This is a genomic window from Maribellus mangrovi (genome assembly GCF_037646455.1).
In the GTDB taxonomy this organism is placed as follows: Bacteria; Bacteroidota; Bacteroidia; order Bacteroidales; family Prolixibacteraceae; genus Draconibacterium; species Draconibacterium mangrovi_A.
Genome location: NZ_JBBIXN010000001.1, coordinates 574,479 through 593,238, shown reverse-complemented (window position 1 = coordinate 593,238; position 18,760 = coordinate 574,479). Strand labels below are relative to the sequence as shown.

Annotated in this window: 18 protein-coding genes and 2 tRNA genes; 19 read left to right on the top strand and 1 reads right to left on the bottom strand. The window is 40.7% G+C overall.

Features of this window, described 5'->3' with window-relative positions; all coding sequences use genetic code 11:
- Nucleotides 1-72 precede the first annotated feature (72 nt).
- From WFY05_RS02195 to porT, 3 genes are all read left to right on the top strand, one after another.
- On the top strand, nt 73-1,113 hold the full coding sequence (locus tag WFY05_RS02195; protein ID WP_340111083.1) for an AIR synthase-related protein: 1,041 nt from the start codon (nt 73-75) through the stop codon (nt 1,111-1,113).
- The gene (gene ubiE, locus WFY05_RS02190; protein WP_340111082.1) at nt 1,113-1,841 is read left to right on the top strand and encodes a bifunctional demethylmenaquinone methyltransferase/2-methoxy-6-polyprenyl-1,4-benzoquinol methylase UbiE; all 729 of its coding nucleotides are present in this window, start codon (nt 1,113-1,115) and stop codon (nt 1,839-1,841) included. The genes WFY05_RS02195 and ubiE overlap by 1 nt, the downstream gene beginning before the upstream one ends.
- A 64-nt stretch (nt 1,842-1,905) precedes the next feature.
- Nucleotides 1,906-2,658 carry a type IX secretion/gliding motility protein PorT/SprT gene (gene porT, locus WFY05_RS02185; protein WP_340111081.1) on the top strand — a complete coding sequence of 251 codons (753 nt, stop codon included), beginning with the start codon at nt 1,906-1,908 and terminating at the stop codon, nt 2,656-2,658.
- A gap of 4 nt (nt 2,659-2,662) precedes the next feature.
- Here the strand turns inward: porT and WFY05_RS02180 are convergent, their stop codons facing one another.
- Nucleotides 2,663-3,424, bottom strand: a complete 762-nt coding sequence (locus WFY05_RS02180; protein WP_340111080.1) for a TrmH family RNA methyltransferase — start codon at nt 3,422-3,424, stop codon at nt 2,663-2,665.
- A 92-nt stretch (nt 3,425-3,516) separates the two neighbouring features.
- On the opposite strand from WFY05_RS02180, the gene tamL reads away from it, so the two are divergent.
- The 16 genes from tamL (at nt 3,517) to rpoB (ending at nt 18,757) form a co-directional block, all read left to right on the top strand.
- Nucleotides 3,517-5,862, top strand: coding sequence for a translocation and assembly module lipoprotein TamL (gene tamL, locus WFY05_RS02175; RefSeq protein WP_340111079.1), 2,346 nt, complete (start codon nt 3,517-3,519; stop codon nt 5,860-5,862).
- A gap of 116 nt (nt 5,863-5,978) precedes the next feature.
- Nucleotides 5,979-7,352 carry a sodium-dependent transporter gene (locus tag WFY05_RS02170; protein ID WP_340111078.1) on the top strand — a complete coding sequence of 458 codons (1,374 nt, stop codon included), beginning with the start codon at nt 5,979-5,981 and terminating at the stop codon, nt 7,350-7,352.
- Between the two features lie 122 nt (nt 7,353-7,474).
- Complete coding sequence (locus tag WFY05_RS02165) at nt 7,475-8,575, top strand: ComEA family DNA-binding protein (RefSeq protein ID WP_340111077.1); 1,101 nt, start codon at nt 7,475-7,477, stop codon at nt 8,573-8,575.
- A 118-nt stretch (nt 8,576-8,693) separates the two neighbouring features.
- Nucleotides 8,694-8,885 (top strand): 30S ribosomal protein S21, encoded by a 192-nt coding sequence (gene rpsU, locus WFY05_RS02160; RefSeq protein ID WP_340111076.1) that lies wholly within the window; start codon nt 8,694-8,696, stop codon nt 8,883-8,885.
- A 39-nt stretch (nt 8,886-8,924) separates the two neighbouring features.
- Nucleotides 8,925-9,815 (top strand): tyrosine-type recombinase/integrase, encoded by an 891-nt coding sequence (locus WFY05_RS02155; RefSeq protein ID WP_340111075.1) that lies wholly within the window; start codon nt 8,925-8,927, stop codon nt 9,813-9,815.
- 12 nt (nt 9,816-9,827) lie between these two features.
- Nucleotides 9,828-10,130, top strand: coding sequence for a ribosome hibernation-promoting factor, HPF/YfiA family (gene hpf / locus WFY05_RS02150; RefSeq protein WP_340111074.1), 303 nt, complete (start codon nt 9,828-9,830; stop codon nt 10,128-10,130).
- A gap of 258 nt (nt 10,131-10,388) precedes the next feature.
- Nucleotides 10,389-10,461 (top strand) — tRNA-Gly (locus WFY05_RS02145).
- 64 nt (nt 10,462-10,525) lie between these two features.
- Nucleotides 10,526-10,597, top strand: a tRNA-Thr gene (locus WFY05_RS02140).
- Nucleotides 10,598-10,637: 40 nt separating this feature from the next.
- The gene (gene tuf / locus WFY05_RS02135; RefSeq protein WP_340111073.1) at nt 10,638-11,825 is read left to right on the top strand and encodes an elongation factor Tu; all 1,188 of its coding nucleotides are present in this window, start codon (nt 10,638-10,640) and stop codon (nt 11,823-11,825) included.
- 138 nt (nt 11,826-11,963) lie between these two features.
- A complete protein-coding gene (gene secE / locus WFY05_RS02130; protein WP_340111072.1) occupies nt 11,964-12,155 on the top strand; it encodes a preprotein translocase subunit SecE in 192 nt (63 codons plus the stop codon).
- A gap of 18 nt (nt 12,156-12,173) precedes the next feature.
- Nucleotides 12,174-12,722: a transcription termination/antitermination protein NusG gene (gene nusG / locus WFY05_RS02125; protein ID WP_340111071.1), complete on the top strand. Its 549-nt coding sequence runs from the start codon at nt 12,174-12,176 to the stop codon at nt 12,720-12,722.
- 20 nt (nt 12,723-12,742) lie between these two features.
- Nucleotides 12,743-13,186 (top strand): 50S ribosomal protein L11, encoded by a 444-nt coding sequence (gene rplK / locus WFY05_RS02120; protein WP_340111070.1) that lies wholly within the window; start codon nt 12,743-12,745, stop codon nt 13,184-13,186.
- 14 nt (nt 13,187-13,200) lie between these two features.
- Complete coding sequence (gene rplA, locus WFY05_RS02115) at nt 13,201-13,896, top strand: 50S ribosomal protein L1 (protein ID WP_340111069.1); 696 nt, start codon at nt 13,201-13,203, stop codon at nt 13,894-13,896.
- A gap of 12 nt (nt 13,897-13,908) precedes the next feature.
- The gene (rplJ, locus tag WFY05_RS02110; RefSeq protein ID WP_340111068.1) at nt 13,909-14,427 is read left to right on the top strand and encodes a 50S ribosomal protein L10; all 519 of its coding nucleotides are present in this window, start codon (nt 13,909-13,911) and stop codon (nt 14,425-14,427) included.
- Nucleotides 14,428-14,460: 33 nt separating this feature from the next.
- On the top strand, nt 14,461-14,838 hold the full coding sequence (rplL, locus tag WFY05_RS02105) for a 50S ribosomal protein L7/L12 (protein ID WP_340111067.1): 378 nt from the start codon (nt 14,461-14,463) through the stop codon (nt 14,836-14,838).
- Nucleotides 14,839-14,947: 109 nt separating this feature from the next.
- Nucleotides 14,948-18,757: a DNA-directed RNA polymerase subunit beta gene (rpoB, locus tag WFY05_RS02100; RefSeq protein WP_340111066.1), complete on the top strand. Its 3,810-nt coding sequence runs from the start codon at nt 14,948-14,950 to the stop codon at nt 18,755-18,757.
- The last annotated feature ends 3 nt before the right edge of the window (nt 18,758-18,760 follow it).

Below are 18,760 nucleotides of genomic sequence, written 5' to 3'. Positions count from 1 at the left end.
CTATTTTTATGGATAAATGACGTACTTAATTACCTTTGCTTGAACTTAATTATTACCGAAAGGAGGAGCCAGATGAGTGACACCATCCAGACTGAACAGGAATTTTCAATCGATAGTATTCCGGAACCGGAGAACGTAGAAGAGGTTATATTTTCATTAATGGTTAATCCGAATTTGTCAACCATTAATTATTTCAACGATTTTAACGAACTAAATATATCGCCCGAAGCTGTTGGCGCGAGTGATACTGATGAAACCGGGGTGTTCGATCTTGATGATCAGGGGACAAAAATGGCCATCAGTACACACGCATTTCACCATCACCTGGAAAGTGATCCCCAAAAAGCAACGGAAATTCTAATTTCGAGGGCAGCGCGAAAAATGCGTTGTTTTGGAGCTACTCCAACTGTAATAAGTGCGTTTTTATACCACATCAACATTGCCGATCCAAATGGTCAGTTTATTGCTTCCGGTGCAAAAAAGGGAATGGAAAATGCAGCGAAACGTTTTAACCTGAAAATCTCTGACAAGAAGATTCGTTTCGATCACTTTTCAGAACATGGTCCTGTGCCGCCTACCATTATCATAAGCATGATGGGAGTGATTGAAAAGAATACCGAGATCATTACCCATTCTTTTAAACGGAAAGGAAATCATATTTTTATGATCGGTAATATGACCGACGATATAAATTCATCAGAATACCTCGAGTTTTATCATGGTATTTCTGAATCACCGCTTCCGGCTTTCAATATTAATGATGAAGTAAAAATTCAAGCCTGCATTAAAGACCTTATTGCCGGGAAACTCATTGAAAGTGCCAGCCCGATAGGTAAAGGTGGACTGTTTTTTACCTTGCTCAGAGCAGCTATCCCGAACGAGCTGGGTTTTGATGTAACAAGCAGCGCTGAAACCAGGATTGATTCATTTATGTTTGGCGAGGCCATGGGCAGGATTCTAGTCGGTGTTCATCCGGATAAAGAAGATGATTTTGTGGATGCCATGACAGACATGAAAATCCCGTTTTTTACGCTTGGACACGTAACCAAAGGCGAAATCAGGGTTGATGACGAGTCACTGGGATTTATTGATAAAATGACCGCCGGAGTTTAATGGCTCTTCCGTACAACCATTCAAAACAAAATAAGAAGGGACAAGTAGAGGAGATGTTCGATAATATCTCCCCGAAGTATGACCTGTTAAACCACCTTTTATCGGTTAATATCGATAAATTGTGGCGAAAGTATACGATTAAAAAGTTAAAGCCCTACCGACCGGGTCGAATTCTTGATATTGCCACCGGGACCGGAGATTTTGCCATTGCTGCATCGAAACGTTTGAGTGGAGAAATTGTAGGAATTGATCTTTCGGAAGGCATGTTAAGTGTGGCCCGCGAAAAAATAAAAAGAAGAGAGCTGGCAAAGCAGATCTCTGTACTAAAAGCTGATTCGGAAAACTTACCTTTTAACGATGGTGAGTTTGACGCTGCCATTGTTGGATTTGGTGTGCGGAATTTCGAAAATCTTAAAATAGGATTACAGGAGATTCGGCGTGTGTTGAAACCCGGGGGCGTATTTTTTGTACTCGAATTTTCAAAACCTTCAAAAGCACCATTTAAGCAATTTTACCTGTTTTATTTTAAACATATTTTACCCTTAATTGGCCGGCTGATTTCGAAAGATCAGAGTGCCTATACATATTTACCCGAATCAGTGGAAGAATTTCCTGATGGTGACCAATTTTTAGCTATTTTAGCCGAGGCTGGTTTTTGTGAGAATAAGTGTTATCCGCAAACCTTTGGAATAGCATCAATTTACGAAGCACATAAACCGGAGAATTAGTGTGAACGGTAAACAATAAAATGAGCCTTTTCAGGTTTGAGAGATTAAGGAATTAAACAAAACAGTGAAGAAGTTACTAGTTGTAATAGTGTTATTATTTTGGGGATCTTCGTCTTTTGCACAAAAGCAAAAAGTGAACTTTCTGACTACCTTCGACGATAAACTGATCCATTTTGGATTTACAGTCGGATTAAACACCCTCGATTTTAATGTGGTGAATTATAATCCCATCTCTGAAAATCCAGATTTTGTTTTCAGTCCTACTGAACGCTGGCCAACAAACCAAACGAACATACGGTCGGATGTGGCCACAATTGTTCCAGGGTTTACGGTAGGTATTATTTCAAGTCTTCGCTTATCAGAAGATTTTAACCTGCGTTTTTTACCGGGTTTATCTTTTGGAGAGCGACAAATTACCTACAATGTCCCGGTAATTGATATTAATAATTATGAAGCAACACAGTATTATTCTGTCAAGTCAACTTTTCTCGATTTTCCACTGCTACTGAAATACAAGGCACGGAGAATTAATAATGATCGACCCTACGTTATTATCGGTAGTGCCTATCGTCAGGACATTTCGCGAACTGCTCAGGAAGACCTGGTCAAACTGAAGAAAGGTGGATTTTATGCTGAGTTTGGTGGCGGATGGGATCATTATTTCCCATTCTTCCGGTTTTCGGTAGAACTTAAATTTAGCTATGGTCTAAATAATCAGTTGGGAGACTTGCCGGCACCTGTGCAGAAACAGTATTATGCACAGTCGATTAAAGACCTGCGCTCGAAGATCTTTACCCTTTCATTTCATTTCGAATAAGAATTTACCGGCGCTTAAATTCAGAACAAAGAATAGCAGTAGCCATTGAAACATTTAACGACTCCGCTTTGCTGTTTCCTGCTGAAAAATTGGGAATACTGATTTTTTTATCAATCAATAGCTTTGATGCTTCGCGAATTCCGTTTCCTTCATTCCCTACAACAAGAATCGATTTACCGGCTAACGATTCAGTATAAATATTTGCTCCATCCATAAATGCACCATAGATAGTTGTGTCGCTCACTTCAGTCAGCTCTTTTAACGCTTTCAGATCAGTTTCATAAACATTCAACCGCATAAACGAACCCATGCTGGCCTGAATAACCTTTGGACTGTACAGATCGACCGTGTCTTTCGAACAAAATAACTGCTTGATTCCAAACCAGTCGCAAAGTCTTATAATGGTGCCTAAATTACCGGGATCCTGGATACCATCGGAATAAACCGATAGCGGCTCATCCAATTTGTCAGGCAATTCTTTTTGTGAAAGAATCTGGCAAACGGCCAGGCTGTTTTGCGGTGTTTTTAGTTGACTTATTTTTTTTAGATCCGACCTTTCAATGCTGTGAATTTGTTCGGCATGAAAATTGGATTTAGTATCTCGAAACTCAAAATCGGAAGTGATGTACAATTCTTTCACAACTATATCCGAGCCAGCAAGTTCCGATACCATTTTATCGCCTTCAACCAGAAACAAATTTTCTTTGGCTCGGTATTTTTTTTGCGATAAGGAATTCAGGCGTTTTATTGTATTTTTACTGATCATTCAGAAAACAGCGACTTAATTAAAATAAAGAAGTAAAGTTAATCTTTCTAAAAGAAACTCTTCTTTATTTTTGGGCAATAAAAGATTTGAAATTGATTACACCGCGCAAAAAAAATAGAACACTTATTGGAAGATGGTTGCTGATTTTAACCGTTCTGTTTTCGATATCCTGCTCGCAAACCAGGTTTGTTCCCGAGGACAGGTACCTGCTTAATAAGGTGGAGTTGGAAATTGATGACCAGAACATTAACAAGGTGGAAGCCAAATCGTTTTTGCGCCAAAATGAGAACTACAAAATACTGGGCTTTATAAAATTCTATTTGTTACTGTACAACATGTCGTCGAAAAAGAAAACCGACGACTGGTTAAAGCGCATTGGTGAAGCTCCTGAATTGTACGACGCCTTGTTGGCCGAACGCTCAAACGAGCAGTTGGAGCAGTTCATGGATAATAAAGGTTATTATCGCGCCGATATTTCGAATGAAGTTACTTTTAACGAAAAAAAGGACAAGGCGGATCTAAAGTTCAAGATTGAAACAGGAGATCGTTACCGAATAAAGGGAGTGAATTATCATTTTGCAACACCCGAGCTGAGAGATATTTTTCTAAAAGATTCGCTCGACCTTCAGTTCAAGCCCGGCTCACCGTTCGATATTTACGAGTTGGAGAAAAAACAACAGCGCATTGTAACTCTCTACCGCAATAACGGCTACTTTTACTTTTCGAAAAACCAGGTGAGCTTTCTCGCTGATACACTTCAATTCGAAAAACAGGCCTTGCTCGATCTGTATATTGGCGAAACGAAAGAAGCGCAAATCGACTCGGCCAAAATTTTAAGACCTTATTACGTCAATAACTTTTCTTATTTTATCCTTCCCGGTAATTCGCCTGTTGGTTCTTATCAGTTTGGCGGAACAGTTTTTTCCGATACTGTGCGATGGGATAATTCACAACTGTATTTAACCAAACATTTCAGGTATCCTCCGGGGCTGTTTATCCGATCCACACAAATGAACAGTGGTGAGTTGTACAAAACCAGCGAGGTGGAACAAACCTTTAATGCGTTTAATCGCTTGCGCCAGTTTCGATATGTCGACATTCAATTTGATGAAACTTACCCCGAACAGGACAGTAATTTGCTGGACTGCCGCATTCGTTTGGCACCGCTGAACAAACAATCTGTTTCGCTCGATCTGGAAGGAACAAATACATCCGGTAACTTTGGAATTGCCGGGAACATCTATTACCAGCACCGAAACGTGTTTAAAGGGGCCGAAGTTTTGAAATTGCGCTTAAAAGGAGCCACAGAACGGATGAAACGTACCGTAAATAATAAATCGGAATATTTTAACACACGCGAACTGGGAGCAGAAGCCAACCTCACAATTCCGAAATTGCTCGGTCCCGGGAAATACATCCGAAGTTTTGAGCGAAACCTCCCAAAAACGATTGTTAGTGTTGGATACAACTATCAGCGACGTCCGGAGTATACACGAACCATATCAAATATAAAACTTGGTTACGACTGGAAAACATCGCAGAATTACAGCCACATCTGGAATTTTCTGGATATGAACCTGGTGCAGCTTTCTGAATTTGACGAGGACTTTATTAATTCCATAAAGGATCTCTTCATTAAAAGTAGTTTTATCGACCATTTCATTTTTGCAATGAACTATTCACTGATTTTCAATAATCAGCGTTTAAACCTTAAGGATAATTACACTTACGCCAGGTTTAATGTCGAATCTTCAGGTAATACCTTGTGGCTTTTATCGACGCTCACTGGACAGGATAAACATTTGAGGGTGCTTGAAGGTGACACTTTAGTGTACTATCAGTTTTTGAATACACAGTATGCGCAGTATTTAAAAGCGGACATCGAACTGCGTCGGGCGATTACTCTTGATAAATTCAACCGCATTGTAGGTCGTGTATTTTTAGGTGTTGGTGTTCCGTACGGTAATTCAAAAGTACTGCCTTTCGAAAAGCAATATTTTACAGGAGGCGCAAACGGCATCAGAGCCTGGCAGGTCCGATCGCTGGGACCGGGAACATACCGGGCCCCGGAAGGAGACTATCCCAATCAGTCGTCGGATATCAAACTGGAAGGAAATGTGGAGTACAGATTTAAATTGCTGGGGAAACTCGAAGGAGCTTTGTTTGTTGATGCCGGGAACATTTGGGCCATAAATAAAAACGATAACCGCGAGGGTGCACTTTTTAAATTTAATAGTTTCTACAAACAAATTGCAGTTGGAACCGGAACCGGATTACGACTTGATATGAATTACTTTATCCTTCGGGTAGATTTGGGAATGAAGTTGCGTGATCCATCAGAGCCACAAGGTGAGCGGTGGGTTATCGGAAACGGAAGACTGTGGGATGATGATTATAATCCCTTTAACCTGACATTCGCAATCGGATATCCTTTTTAAATTTTTTGTTTTTTCCTGCCTAACTTTTTCCTGAAGTGTTATTTTTTTGCATTTTTGGTGGCACATTCCCAAAAATTGTAAGAAACAGTTGGAATTAATTTAATAATTAAAACTTTATGGCAAATCTTCCGTCAGGAAACCGTGATTCGTTTGGTTCAAAATTTGGTGTGATTGCAGCAGCTGCCGGGTCAGCGGTCGGATTGGGAAACATCTGGAGGTTTCCGTTGGTTACTGCCCAAAACGGAGGAGGAGCGTTCCTCCTTTTATATATCGGTTTTATTGTGGGTATTGGTATTCCGGTTATGCTTTCCGAATTTACGATTGGACGAAGGGCACAATTAAATGCGATGGGATCGTTTAAAAAACTGGCACCCAAAACACCCTGGTTTCTTGTTGGGTCGTTAGGCATTGTAACGGCATTTGCAATTCTGGCCTTTTACAGCACTGTTGCTGGTTGGACCATTGAGTATCTGATTGAAGCACTGTCAGGGAAACTAATACACATTGAAGATACCTCACAAAATTTTGCTGAATTTAGTACCGATCCGGTACGTCCTGTGATCTGGCAACTGCTGATTATGTTTGTTACAGGAGGTGTTGTTTATGCCGGTATTCAAAAAGGAATTGAGAAGTTCACAAAGATATTGATGCCTGTGTTGGTTGTTTTGATCGGCCTGGTGGTTGTACGTGCTGTTTCGCTGCCGGGGGCAGGCGAAGGAGTGAAATACCTGTTTTTCCCCGACTGGTCGGCAGTTAATTTTAAAACCGTGCTGATGGCACTTGGACAAGCTGCCTTTTCACTTAGTATCGGTATGGGAACGCTGATCACATACGGTTCATATATTCAAAAAGATAATCATTTGTTGAGCACTGCCTCAACAGTGGCTCTGGCTGATACCTTTATTGCCATCATGTCGAGTTTGATGGTAATTCCGGCAATTTTCGCTTTTACTACAGGGGGAATTGATAATATGTCGCCCGGTCCGGGATTGGTATTTGAGGTTTTACCAAATGTATTTAAAGCCATGCCCGGCGGTGTTATCTTTGCTGCTGTGTTCTTCTTTCTTTTAACAGTGGCTGCGCTCACATCTACAATTTCTGTATTGGAAGTAGTAGTAGCATACCTGAAAGAAGAAATGAATATGACAAGAGCGAAGGCAACAGTAATTGCATCCGTTTCAATCACAGTTTTGGGTATTCTTGCAACGCTTTCGTTTGGCGTTCTTGGGGATGTACAATTGTTTGGAAAGACAATCTTCGGTATCCTGGATTATGCTTCTGCCAATGTAATGCTAACATTCGGAGCACTATTCATTGTTCTTTTTGTAGGTTGGAAATTAGGAAAATCAAGTTTCCTCGACGAAATTAGCAACGAAGGAACTATAAAATCCGGTTTGTTTAAAGTGGTATTCTTCATTATTCGTTACATCGCACCTGTAGCGATTGGGATAATTGCCATTGCAGCATTCTTTATCAAAGGAATTACTTAATATCAGAAATATTAGTAGTATGGATCCGGTTTAACACCGGCTTTTTTTGTGGCTCATTTTGTGTGACTTAGAGTTTTTTTATAACTTCGGATTAATTTTAACCCGGCTCAGTTCCAGGCACAATGATAAAACTCTGGCGACAATTTAAAAGGCAATTTCTGACCTACAGCAGATCCGATCGTAATGCGGTAATTATTCTCGCAGCTATTTTGCTTTTACTTGTTGCCGCCAATATGGTGGTTCCCTTGTTCGAAACAAATTCGCAAAACGACTTTTCAGAACTTGAAGCTGAAATTGAGAAATGGGAACGATCAAAAATACCCGAAACATCAGACGAAAAGTTGAGACTTTTTAAGTTCGACCCAAACCATATTAGTAAGGCAGAGATTGATTCGCTGGATCTGCCGGGATTTGTAAAACAAAATATCATAAAGTATAAAGAAGCGGGCGGAGAGTTTAAGAACCTTGAGGATTTTCGAAAAATCTATGGCATAACTGATTCAATATTCAATGCGGTCAAGGATTTCGTTTTGATAAACGAACCGGTGGTTGAGAAAGAAACGCCCGGGATTGAAAAAACAAGGACAGTGCCTGGCAAAACTTTTGATCCCAACCTTATTGGATATGATAGTTTACTCCTTTATGGTTTTTCGGAATATCAGGCCGGCAACCTGGTAAAGTACCGCGATAACGGCGGTGAGTTCAAAATACCTGAAGATGTGATAAAAATTTATGGAATCGATTCGTCTTTTTATCAGCAGGTACTACGTTATATCAATATTGAACCTCGCGAGGAAGTGACTGTTTACAAACCAAAAGAAATCACCAAAGTTGAGCTAAACAGTGCCGATACTTCCGACTTGATGGCTCTTCCAGGAATTGGACCTGTTTATGCGGCCCGGATCATAAAGTATCGCGATTTGCTGGGCGGATATTATTCAAGTCGGCAGCTGCTTGAAGTATATAACTTTCCTGAGGAAACTTATAATGGCATAACTGACTATGTTTTTACGGATACTGTAAAATTACAAAAGTTGCGTTTAAATTTTCTCGACTACCCGGAGCTGATACGACATCCTTATTTTAATAAGAAGCAGGTGAATGAACTTTTGGAATATCGCGATAAGCATGGAGCCTTTAAATCCCCCAACGATATTAAAGATTTGAAATCTTTTGACTATGAGATGTTTAGCCGAATTCGGCCATATGTAACATGTCGTTAAATAGTTTTTTAAGCAAAATATTCTGATAGGAAATATTAAATTTTTGCTTTAAATTTGATATACAATGAATAATTTCTAAATTTGCGCCTCAATTTTAAAAAAAGTAAAACCGTTTGATATGATAATTATTCCGGTAAAAGAGGGCGAAAACATTGAAAGAGCTCTCAAGAGGTTCAAAAGAAAATTTGAAAAGACTGGTGTAATCAAGGAATTACGCGATCGTCAAAAGTTTACTAAGCCTTCAGTGAAGAGAAGGGAAGAGTTGAAGAAAGCCGCATACGTAGAAAGTTTGCAGCGTCAGGAGGACTAACCTGTTTAGTGGTTCCTGATTTAATTGTATCGATAGCCAATGAGTTATCAGGAATCGTTTATCAACTATTTAAAGTATGAGAAGAGGTATTCTTCTCATACGGTGGTGGCATATAAAAATGACCTCGATCAGTTTGCGGATTATTGCGCAGTAGTGGTCGGGGAATTTCATGTTAAAGAAGTTATAAACGATACGGTAAGGGGCTGGTTGTTGCATTTAATGGAACAGGGACTTACACCGCGCTCCATCCATCGGAAGATTACTTCGGTAAAATCGTTTTATAATTACCTGATGAAAGAGGGAGTGGTGGAAAAAAATCCGGCTGCCAATCTTACCTTACCCAAAGTACGCAAAAAGCTTCCGGGATTTGTCGATGAACAAAGCCTGGCCCATTTGCTCGATGACGGAGAAAATTTTACCACCGATTTTTCGGGTATTCGCGACAAATTAATCATATCTTTATTTTACGGGACAGGAATTCGCCTGTCGGAGTTGATCAATTTAAAAGAAGGTGATATTGATAAGCGTGCGAAGCTGATCCGTGTTTTGGGAAAAAGGAAAAAAGAAAGGATAATTCCTTATCCGGCAGAAATCAACAATTTACTCGAATCTTATGTTGTAGAAAGAAACAAAGAGATTGGACATAAAACCGAATTTTTGTTGGTAACAAATAAAGGAAAACAAGTTTACGAGAAATTGGTATACCGAGTGGTTAAAAAAAGCCTGGCAAGAATTACCTCCCTGGAGAAAAAAAGCCCACATGTGCTTCGACATACTTATGCCACCCACTTATTAAATAAAGGCGCCGATTTAAACGCCGTAAAAGAATTATTAGGACATGCAAATTTAGCAGCTACACAGGTTTATACGCATACAACCTTCGAGAAGCTGCGCGACAGTTATAAACAAGCCCACCCACGTGGAGGGTAAAAACTTTAGATTATGGAAGTAAAACTTAATTCAGTACATTTTAATGCCGATAAAAAGTTGGTAGACTTTGTGAACAAGAAAGTAAACAAACTCGATACTTTTTTCGATGGCATTATTAAAGCGGAAGTAACATTAAAAGTTGCAAAGCCCGAAGCAGCAAACAACAAAGTTGCTGAGTTAAAACTTTCGATTCCGGCAACGGAGAATTTATTTGCCAAAAAGCAAGCCGGCACCTTCGAAGAAGCCACTGATTTGGCAATTGATGCGATGAAAAGACAGCTCGATAAATACAAACAAAAGTTGAAGAAGAAATAATTCTTAAAAAAGACCTTCGATTTTTAGGTTTTTAAAATATAATTTTTACATTTGCAAACCCTTTTTGGGGGCGTTCTGAAAACAGTTGAAACAGTTGTACTTCCAATAAAAACGGGAAGTAATTTCACCGAGAATTTATTCTGTTTTTTATTGAACAGATTCAAAAAACGAAAGATTTTTTCGTTAACGAAAAATATTGTTTAACTGTTTGGAAAAAAATTGTAATTTTGCACGGCATTTTTGCCAAGGAAAATAGATGCGGGAATAGCTCAGTTGATAGAGCATTAGCCTTCCAAGCTAAGGGTCGCGGGTTTGAGTCCCGTTTCCCGCTCAAAAAGCAGAGATCGGAATTTTGAACAGAGATGTTCACTATTCCTGTCTCTTTATGTGTTTATGCCGGAGTAGCTCAGGGGTAGAGCGCATCCTTGGTAAGGATGAGGTCACGAGTTCAATTCTCGTCTTCGGCTCTGATGATTTAAAAGATAAATAAATTAAAAATTTGCAATTATGGCTAAAGAAACGTTTGTAAGGGATAAGGACCATGTGAATATTGGTACTATCGGCCATGTTGACCATGGTAAAACAACTTTAACAGCTGCTATTACTACAGTTTTAGCAAAAAAAGGATTGTCAGAAGTAAAAGCTTTTGATTCAATTGACAATGCTCCGGAAGAAAAAGAGAGAGGTATTACAATTAATACAGCTCACGTTGAGTACCAAACAGAAACACGTCACTACGCTCACGTTGACTGTCCCGGTCACGCTGACTACGTGAAAAACATGGTAACTGGTGCTGCCCAGATGGACGGTGCTATTATCGTTGTTGCTGCAACTGATGGTCCTATGCCACAAACACGTGAGCACATCCTGCTCGCACGTCAGGTAAACGTTCCTAAATTGGTTGTATTCATGAACAAAGTGGATATGGTTGATGACGAAGAGTTATTGGAACTTGTTGAAATGGAAATCCGCGAACTGCTTGATTTCTACGAATTCGACGGTGACAATACTCCGGTTATTCAAGGTTCAGCACTTGGTGCATTGAACGGCGAACCAGAGTGGGAAGAAAAGATTATGGAATTGATGGATGCATGTGACACCTGGATTCCACTTCCTCCACGTGACGTTGACAAGCCATTCCTGATGCCTGTTGAGGACGTATTCTCAATTACAGGTCGTGGTACCGTAGCCACAGGTCGTATCGAAACTGGTATTATTCACACAGGTGACGAAATGCAATTGATCGGTCTTGGAGCTGAAGGTCGTAAAACAGTTTGTACTGGTGTTGAGATGTTCCGTAAGATTTTGGACGAAGGTATGGCAGGTGACAACGTAGGTCTGTTGTTACGTGGTGTTGACAAGAAAGAAATCAAACGTGGACAGATTTTGGCAAAGCCTGGTTCAATCACTCCTCACAAAAAATTCAAAGCTGAGGTTTACGTATTGAAAAAAGAAGAAGGTGGACGTCACACTCCATTCCACAACAAATACCGTCCGCAGTTCTACTTGCGTACATTGGACGTAACTGGTGAAATTCACCTGGAAGCTGGCCGCGAAATGGTTATGCCTGGTGATAACGTAACCATCGAAGTAGAATTGATTTACCCGGTAGCATTGAACGTAGGTCTGCGTTTCGCAATTCGCGAAGGTGGTCGTACAGTAGGTGCCGGACAGGTTACTGAAATTATTGACTAATTCATTAGTAAAATAAAAGATAATATGTCCCGGGCTCTTGGGCCCGGGACTATTTTCGGATGATACTCACAGTTGGGAGTGGTTGACAAACAGTAAGTTCGAACCTTACCTTCCGGGCTAAACAACGAACATTTTAAAATGAAGTTAAAAGTATATATTCAGGAGGCCTACGATGAACTTGTACACAAAGTAACATGGCCAACCTGGAAAGAGCTACAAAGTAGCGCTTTGGTAGTAATGATTGCTTCCTTTATAATATCATTAGCAATTTTCGTAATGGATCTGTCATTCAGAAACATTATGGATTTTATTTATGGATTATTTTATTAATCAAAACCAGTAATCGAAATGAGCGAAAATAGTAAGAAATGGTATGTTCTTCGCGCGATAGGCGGTAAGGAGAAGAAGGTAAAAGAATATATCGACAACGAAATCGCAAACGGAGATTTAAAAGGTTTTGTTGAACAGGTTTTAATACCAACCGAAAAAGTTTATCAGATCCGAAATGGTAAAAAAATCAGTAAGGAACGGAACTTTTTCCCGGGGTATGTTTTAATCGAAGCTGCTTTAGTGGGTGAAGTTGCACACACACTAAGGAATTTTCCTAATGTAATCGGATTCTTAGGCGACACCAAAGGTGGAGATCCGGTACCGATGCGGCAAAGCGAGGTAAACAGGATTTTAGGTCGTGTGGACGAATTGGCGGAAACCGGCGAAGAAATCAATATCCCATATGTGGTAGGAGAAACTGTGAAAGTTATCGATGGACCATTCAACGGCTTTAACGGAACCATTGAAGATATCAATGAGGAGAAGAAGAAGCTGCAGGTGATGGTGAAGATTTTTGGACGTAAAACTCCTTTAGAACTTAGCTTCATGCAAGTTGAAAAGGAATAGTAACGCTTTAATCTATTATTATGGCGAAAGAAATTGCTGGATTAATTAAATTACAGATCAAAGGTGGTGCGGCTAACCCTTCACCACCGGTGGGACCAGCATTGGGTGCCAAAGGGGTAAACATTATGCAGTTCTGCAAACAGTTTAACGGGCGTACACAAGACCAGGCCGGTAAGGTGTTACCTGTTATTATTACTGTTTATGCCGACAAGTCATTCGACTTCATAATTAAACAACCTCCTGTGGCCGTTCAATTGTTAGAGGCTGCTAAATTGAAAAGCGGTTCTGCAGAACCTCACGTTAAAAAAGTGGGGGCTGTAACCTGGGATCAGGTAAAACAGATTGCCGAAGGCAAAATGTCTGACCTGAACTGCTTTACAGTAGAATCAGCAATGAAAATGGTAGCTGGAACTGCCAGAAGTATGGGGATCACTGTTAAAGGTGCTTCACCATTCAATAACTAAAAATATCTTTTACGATGGGCAGAATTACGAAAAATAAAAAAGCGTCTTTGGAAAAACTCGAAAAGGGAAAAGCATATTCAATTGAAGAAGCTGCACAACTGGTAAAGGAAATCACCTTTACTAAGTTCGATGCATCAGTTGATATTGATGTTCGCTTGGGAGTTGATCCAAGAAAAGCTAACCAGATGGTTAGAGGCGTAGTTTCGTTACCCCATGGAACCGGAAAAGAAGTACGTGTTTTGGCATTGGTTACTCCTGACAAAGAGCAGGAAGCCAAAGACGCCGGAGCAGATTATGTAGGTCTCGACGATTACGTTGAGAAAATTAAAGGCGGTTGGACCGACGTTGATGTAATCATCACGATGCCACCGGTTATGGGAAAAGTGGGGCAGTTAGGACGTGTTTTAGGTCCTCGTGGCTTAATGCCAAACCCTAAAAGTGGTACCGTAACCATGGAAGTTGGTAAAGCCATCGCCGAGGTAAAACAGGGAAAAATCGATTTTAAAGTGGATAAATTTGGTATTGTCCACACCACAATCGGTAAAGTTTCATTTACTTCTGAGAAAATCAAGGAGAATGCTGTTGAGTTTCTTAACACCATTAATAAACTGAAACCTGTTGCTGCTAAAGGAACCTACATTAGGAGTATCTATCTTTCCAGTACCATGAGCCCTGGTATTCAGGTAGAATCTAAGTCGTTTGCAGAATAAAAATGAGGAATTATGAAGAGTTCAGAGAAAGAAGTTATTATAAATAATTTAAAAGAACAGATAGATTCATACGACCATTTTTATCTGACTGACATTGCTGGATTAAACGCTGAAGATACCAGTGAGTTAAGGAGACTATGTTTTAAACAAGATGTAAAACTGGTTGTTGTTAAGAATACTCTATTACGTAAAGCACTTGAGAATTCTGAAAAGAATACTGAAGAAATTTACGATGCGCTTAAGGGAAACACTTCCGTAATGTTCACGACTAGCGGTAATGCTCCTGCAAAACTGATTAAAGAATTTACAAAACAACACAAGAAGCCTGTATTAAAGGCCGCTTATGTTGAAGAATCAGTTTACATGGGAGCCGATCAACTGGAAACTCTGGTTGCCGTTAAATCGAAAAATGAACTACTTGCAGATGTTGTTGCTCTGTTACAATCACCAATGAAAACAGTTCTCGGACAGTTGCAGTCTGGTGGTAATACAATTCACGGTGTTCTTGATACACTGAAAGCGAAAGAATAATTTTTTAGAATTAATATTTAAAAAGAAATAAAAATGGCAGATTTAAAACAGCTTGCAGAAGAGTTGGTAAACTTGACTGTTAAAGAGGTTAACGAATTAGCTGGCATCCTTAAAGATGAATATGGTATTGAACCAGCTGCTGCTGCAGTTGCAGTTGCAGGTCCAGCCGCAGGCGGTGGCGAAGAAGCTGCTGCTGAACAAAGTGAGTTTGACGTAGTATTAAAAGCAGCTGGTAGTTCAAAACTTGCAGTTGTTAAACTCGTTAAAGAATTAACTGGTCTTGGCTTGAAAGAAGCTAAAGCAGTTGTAGACGAAGCTCCTAAAGCACTTAAAGAAAAAGTGTCGAAGGATGAAGCTGAAGCACTGAAAGCACAGTTGGAAGAAGCTGGCGCTGAGGTAGAATTGAAATAACGCATTATTTCCTATTTTTATAGGTTATACGGTTTAGAATCCGTCGAGAGATGGGTTCTAAACCTTTTTGTGTATTTATATTTTATATTTCATTAACCTGTATAAATACATGTCAGTAAATACAAGACAAGAGAGGATTAATTTTTCCTCAACACAAACCAGGTTTGATTACCCTGACTTCTTAGAAGTACAAGTTAAATCATTTAAAGACTTTTTTCAGTTAAAAACCACTCCCGACGACAGGAGGGACGAAGGTTTACATCGGGTATTCGAAGAAAACTTCCCAATTTCTGACACAAGAAACAATTTTGTGCTGGAATTCCTCGATTACCAGGTGGACCCACCTAGGTATACCATCGACGAATGCATCGAGCGTGGTTTAACATTTAGTGTGCCGTTAAAGGCCAAACTCAAACTGTATTGTACCGATCCGGAACACGAAGATTTCGATACCGTGGTTCAGGACGTGTATCTGGGCACCGTTCCATACATGACCGAAAGAGGTACATTCATCATCAACGGAGCCGAGCGCGTTATCGTTTCACAGTTGCACCGTTCCCCCGGAGTATTCTTCGGACAGAGTTTGCACGCCAATGGTACCAAGCTGTATTCAGCACGTATTATTCCTTTTAAAGGTTCGTGGATCGAGTTCGCAACAGACATTAACAGTGTTATGTTTGCTTACATCGACAGGAAGAAAAAATTGCCTGTAACCACTTTATTACGTGCTATCGGTTTCGAGAGCGATAAAGACATTCTCGAAATCTTTAACCTGGCTGATGAAGTTAAAGTATCCAAAACTGGTCTTAAAAAAGTTATTGGCCGTAGGCTGGCCGCCCGTGTGCTTAAATCGTGGGTTGAAGACTTTGTAGATGAAGATACAGGTGAAGTGGTTTCCATCGAGCGTAACGAAGTTATCATCGATCGTGAAACCGACATTGAAGAGGAACATATTGAAGAGATCCTTGATTCAGGTGTAAAAACCATTCTTCTTCATAAGGAAGACCAGAATCAGCAGGATTTTGCCATTATTTACAATACCCTTCAAAAAGATCCTTGTAACTCTGAAAAGGAAGCAGTTCTTCACATTTATCGCCAGTTGCGTAATGCAGAGCCACCAGATGAGGCTACTGCCCGCGACGTTATCGATAAGCTGTTTTTCTCAGATAAACGTTACGATCTTGGAGAAGTAGGTCGATATCGAATCAACCGTAAACTCGGAATCGATGTGGACATGGAAAACCGGGTACTTACCAAAGAGGACATCATTGAGATCATCAAGAACCTCATTCAGTTGGTAAACTCGAAAACCGATGTCGATGATATTGACCACCTGAGTAACCGTAGGGTACGTACGGTTGGCGAGCAAATGTACAACCAGTTTGGTGTAGGTTTGGCTCGTATGGCTCGGACCATTCGCGAAAGAATGAATGTTCGTGATAACGAGGTATTTACTCCGATCGATCTGATCAACTCAAAAACACTTTCGTCAGTCATTAATTCATTCTTTGGAACTAACGCGCTTTCGCAGTTTATGGACCAGACCAATCCGTTGGCAGAAATGACGCACAAACGTCGTATGTCGGCTTTGGGACCTGGAGGTCTGTCGCGTGAAAGAGCAGGTTTCGAAGTACGTGACGTACACTTTACGCATTACGGACGTCTTTGTCCGATTGAAACACCTGAGGGACCAAACATCGGTTTGATTTCTTCGCTATGTGTGTTTGCAAAAATTAATGATCTTGGTTTTATCTCAACTCCTTATCGTAAGGTTGAAAACGGGCAGGTTGATCTTTCGGAAGCCGGTGCTGTATACTTAACAGCCGAAGAAGAAGAAGGAAAGATCATTGCTCAGGCCAACGCGCCGATCGACGAAAATGGTAGTTTCATCAACGACCGTGTTAAGGCACGTTTGGATGGTGATTACCCGGTAGTTGAACGCGAAGAGGTTGAGTTGATGGACGTAGGTCCTAACCAGATTGCTTCTGTTGCTGCATCACTTATATCTTTCCTTGAGCACGATGATGCCAACCGTGCTTTGATGGGATCGAACATGATGCGCCAGGCAGTGCCGCTTTTACGTCCTGAAGCACCTATTGTAGGTACAGGACTGGAGGGTAGAGCTGCTGCCGATTCAAACATTATGGTGAAAGCCGAGTTTGATGGCGTTATCGAGTTTGTTGATGCAAAACAAATCATTGTACGCTACGACGTTTCAGAAGATGATAGATTTGTAAGTTTCGATCCTGAAGTGGTGACTTACAATCTTCAAAAATATACAAAAACAAACCAGGGATCAACGGTTGACTTAAAACCAATCGTTGTGAAAGGTCAGCGCATCAGTAAAGGTGAGATCCTTACCGAAGGATACGCGACCGAAAAAGGCGAACTTGCATTAGGACGTAACCTGATGGTGGCATTTATGCCATGGCAGGGATACAACTACGAGGATGCGATCGTGATTTCAGAACGTATCGTTCGTGAAGATGTATTTACATCAGTTCATGTTGATGAATACAGCCTTGAGGTTCGCGATACCAAGCGTGGTGTTGAAGAATTTACTTCAGATATACCAAACGTAAGCGAGGAAGCTACCCGCAACCTTGACGAAAACGGTTTGATCCGTATTGGTGCCAACGTTAAACCTGGTGATATTCTTATTGGTAAGATTACTCCGAAAGGAGAGTCGGATCCTTCACCGGAAGAAAAACTGCTTCGTGCGATCTTCGGTGATAAAGCCGGCGATGTAAAAGACGCTTCATTAAAAGCTTCTCCATCATTGTCGGGTGTGGTTATCGATAAGAAATTGTTCTCGCGTGTAACCAAAGACAAAAAAGGTAAAGCGACTAAAACATTGCTTGATCAGATCGATGAAAAACTCGAACGCGATATTGCAGCGTTAAGGTCGAAACTCGAAGATAAATTATTCACCCTTGTAAGCGGTAAAACCTCGCAGGGCGTGAAAGATTATTATGGTACCGAGATTGTACCAAAAGGAGTGAAATTTACCTTGAAACAACTTCAGGAGATTGATTACATTTCGGTTAATCCGTCAAAATGGACAACCGATAAAGATAAGAATACACTTATCTTCCGTGTGATCAACAACTACATCATGAAGACCAAGGAAGCCGAGGCGGTTTCACGTCGTGAAAGATATAACGTAACGATCGGTGACGAACTTCCTGCAGGTATCATACAGTTGGCAAAAATTTACGTAGCTAAAAAACGTAAACTGCAAATTGGTGATAAGATGGCGGGACGTCACGGAAACAAAGGTATTGTTTCGCGTGTGGTTCGTTCAGAAGATATGCCGTTCCTGAAAGACGGTACACCGGTTGACATCGTACTTAACCCGCTTGGGGTGCCATCGAGGATGAACCTCGGACAGATTTACGAAACTGTTCTTGGTTGGGCCGGTAAAGAACTGGGGCTTAAATTTGCAACACCGATTTTCGACGGTGCAAGCCTTGATGAAATATCAGAATATACCGATAAAGCTGGTGTTCCACGATTTGGTGAAACACGCCTGATCAACGGAGAAACAGGTGAACCATTTGACCAGCCTGCAACCGTTGGTATTATTTATATGATGAAACTGGGCCACATGGTGGAAGACAAAATGCATGCCCGTTCAATTGGTCCTTACTCACTTATTACACAGCAGCCATTGGGTGGTAAAGCTCAGTTTGGTGGTCAGCGTTTTGGTGAGATGGAAGTTTGGGCACTTGAGGCATTTGGTGCTTCGCATATACTTCAGGAAATCCTTACCGTTAAGTCGGATGACGTAATGGGACGTGCAAAAGCTTACGAAACCATTGTGAAAGGTGAGCCGATGCCACAACCCGGAATTCCGGAGTCGTTGAACGTGCTGCTTCACGAATTACGCGGTCTTGGACTTAGCGTTCGTATGGAGTAGGAT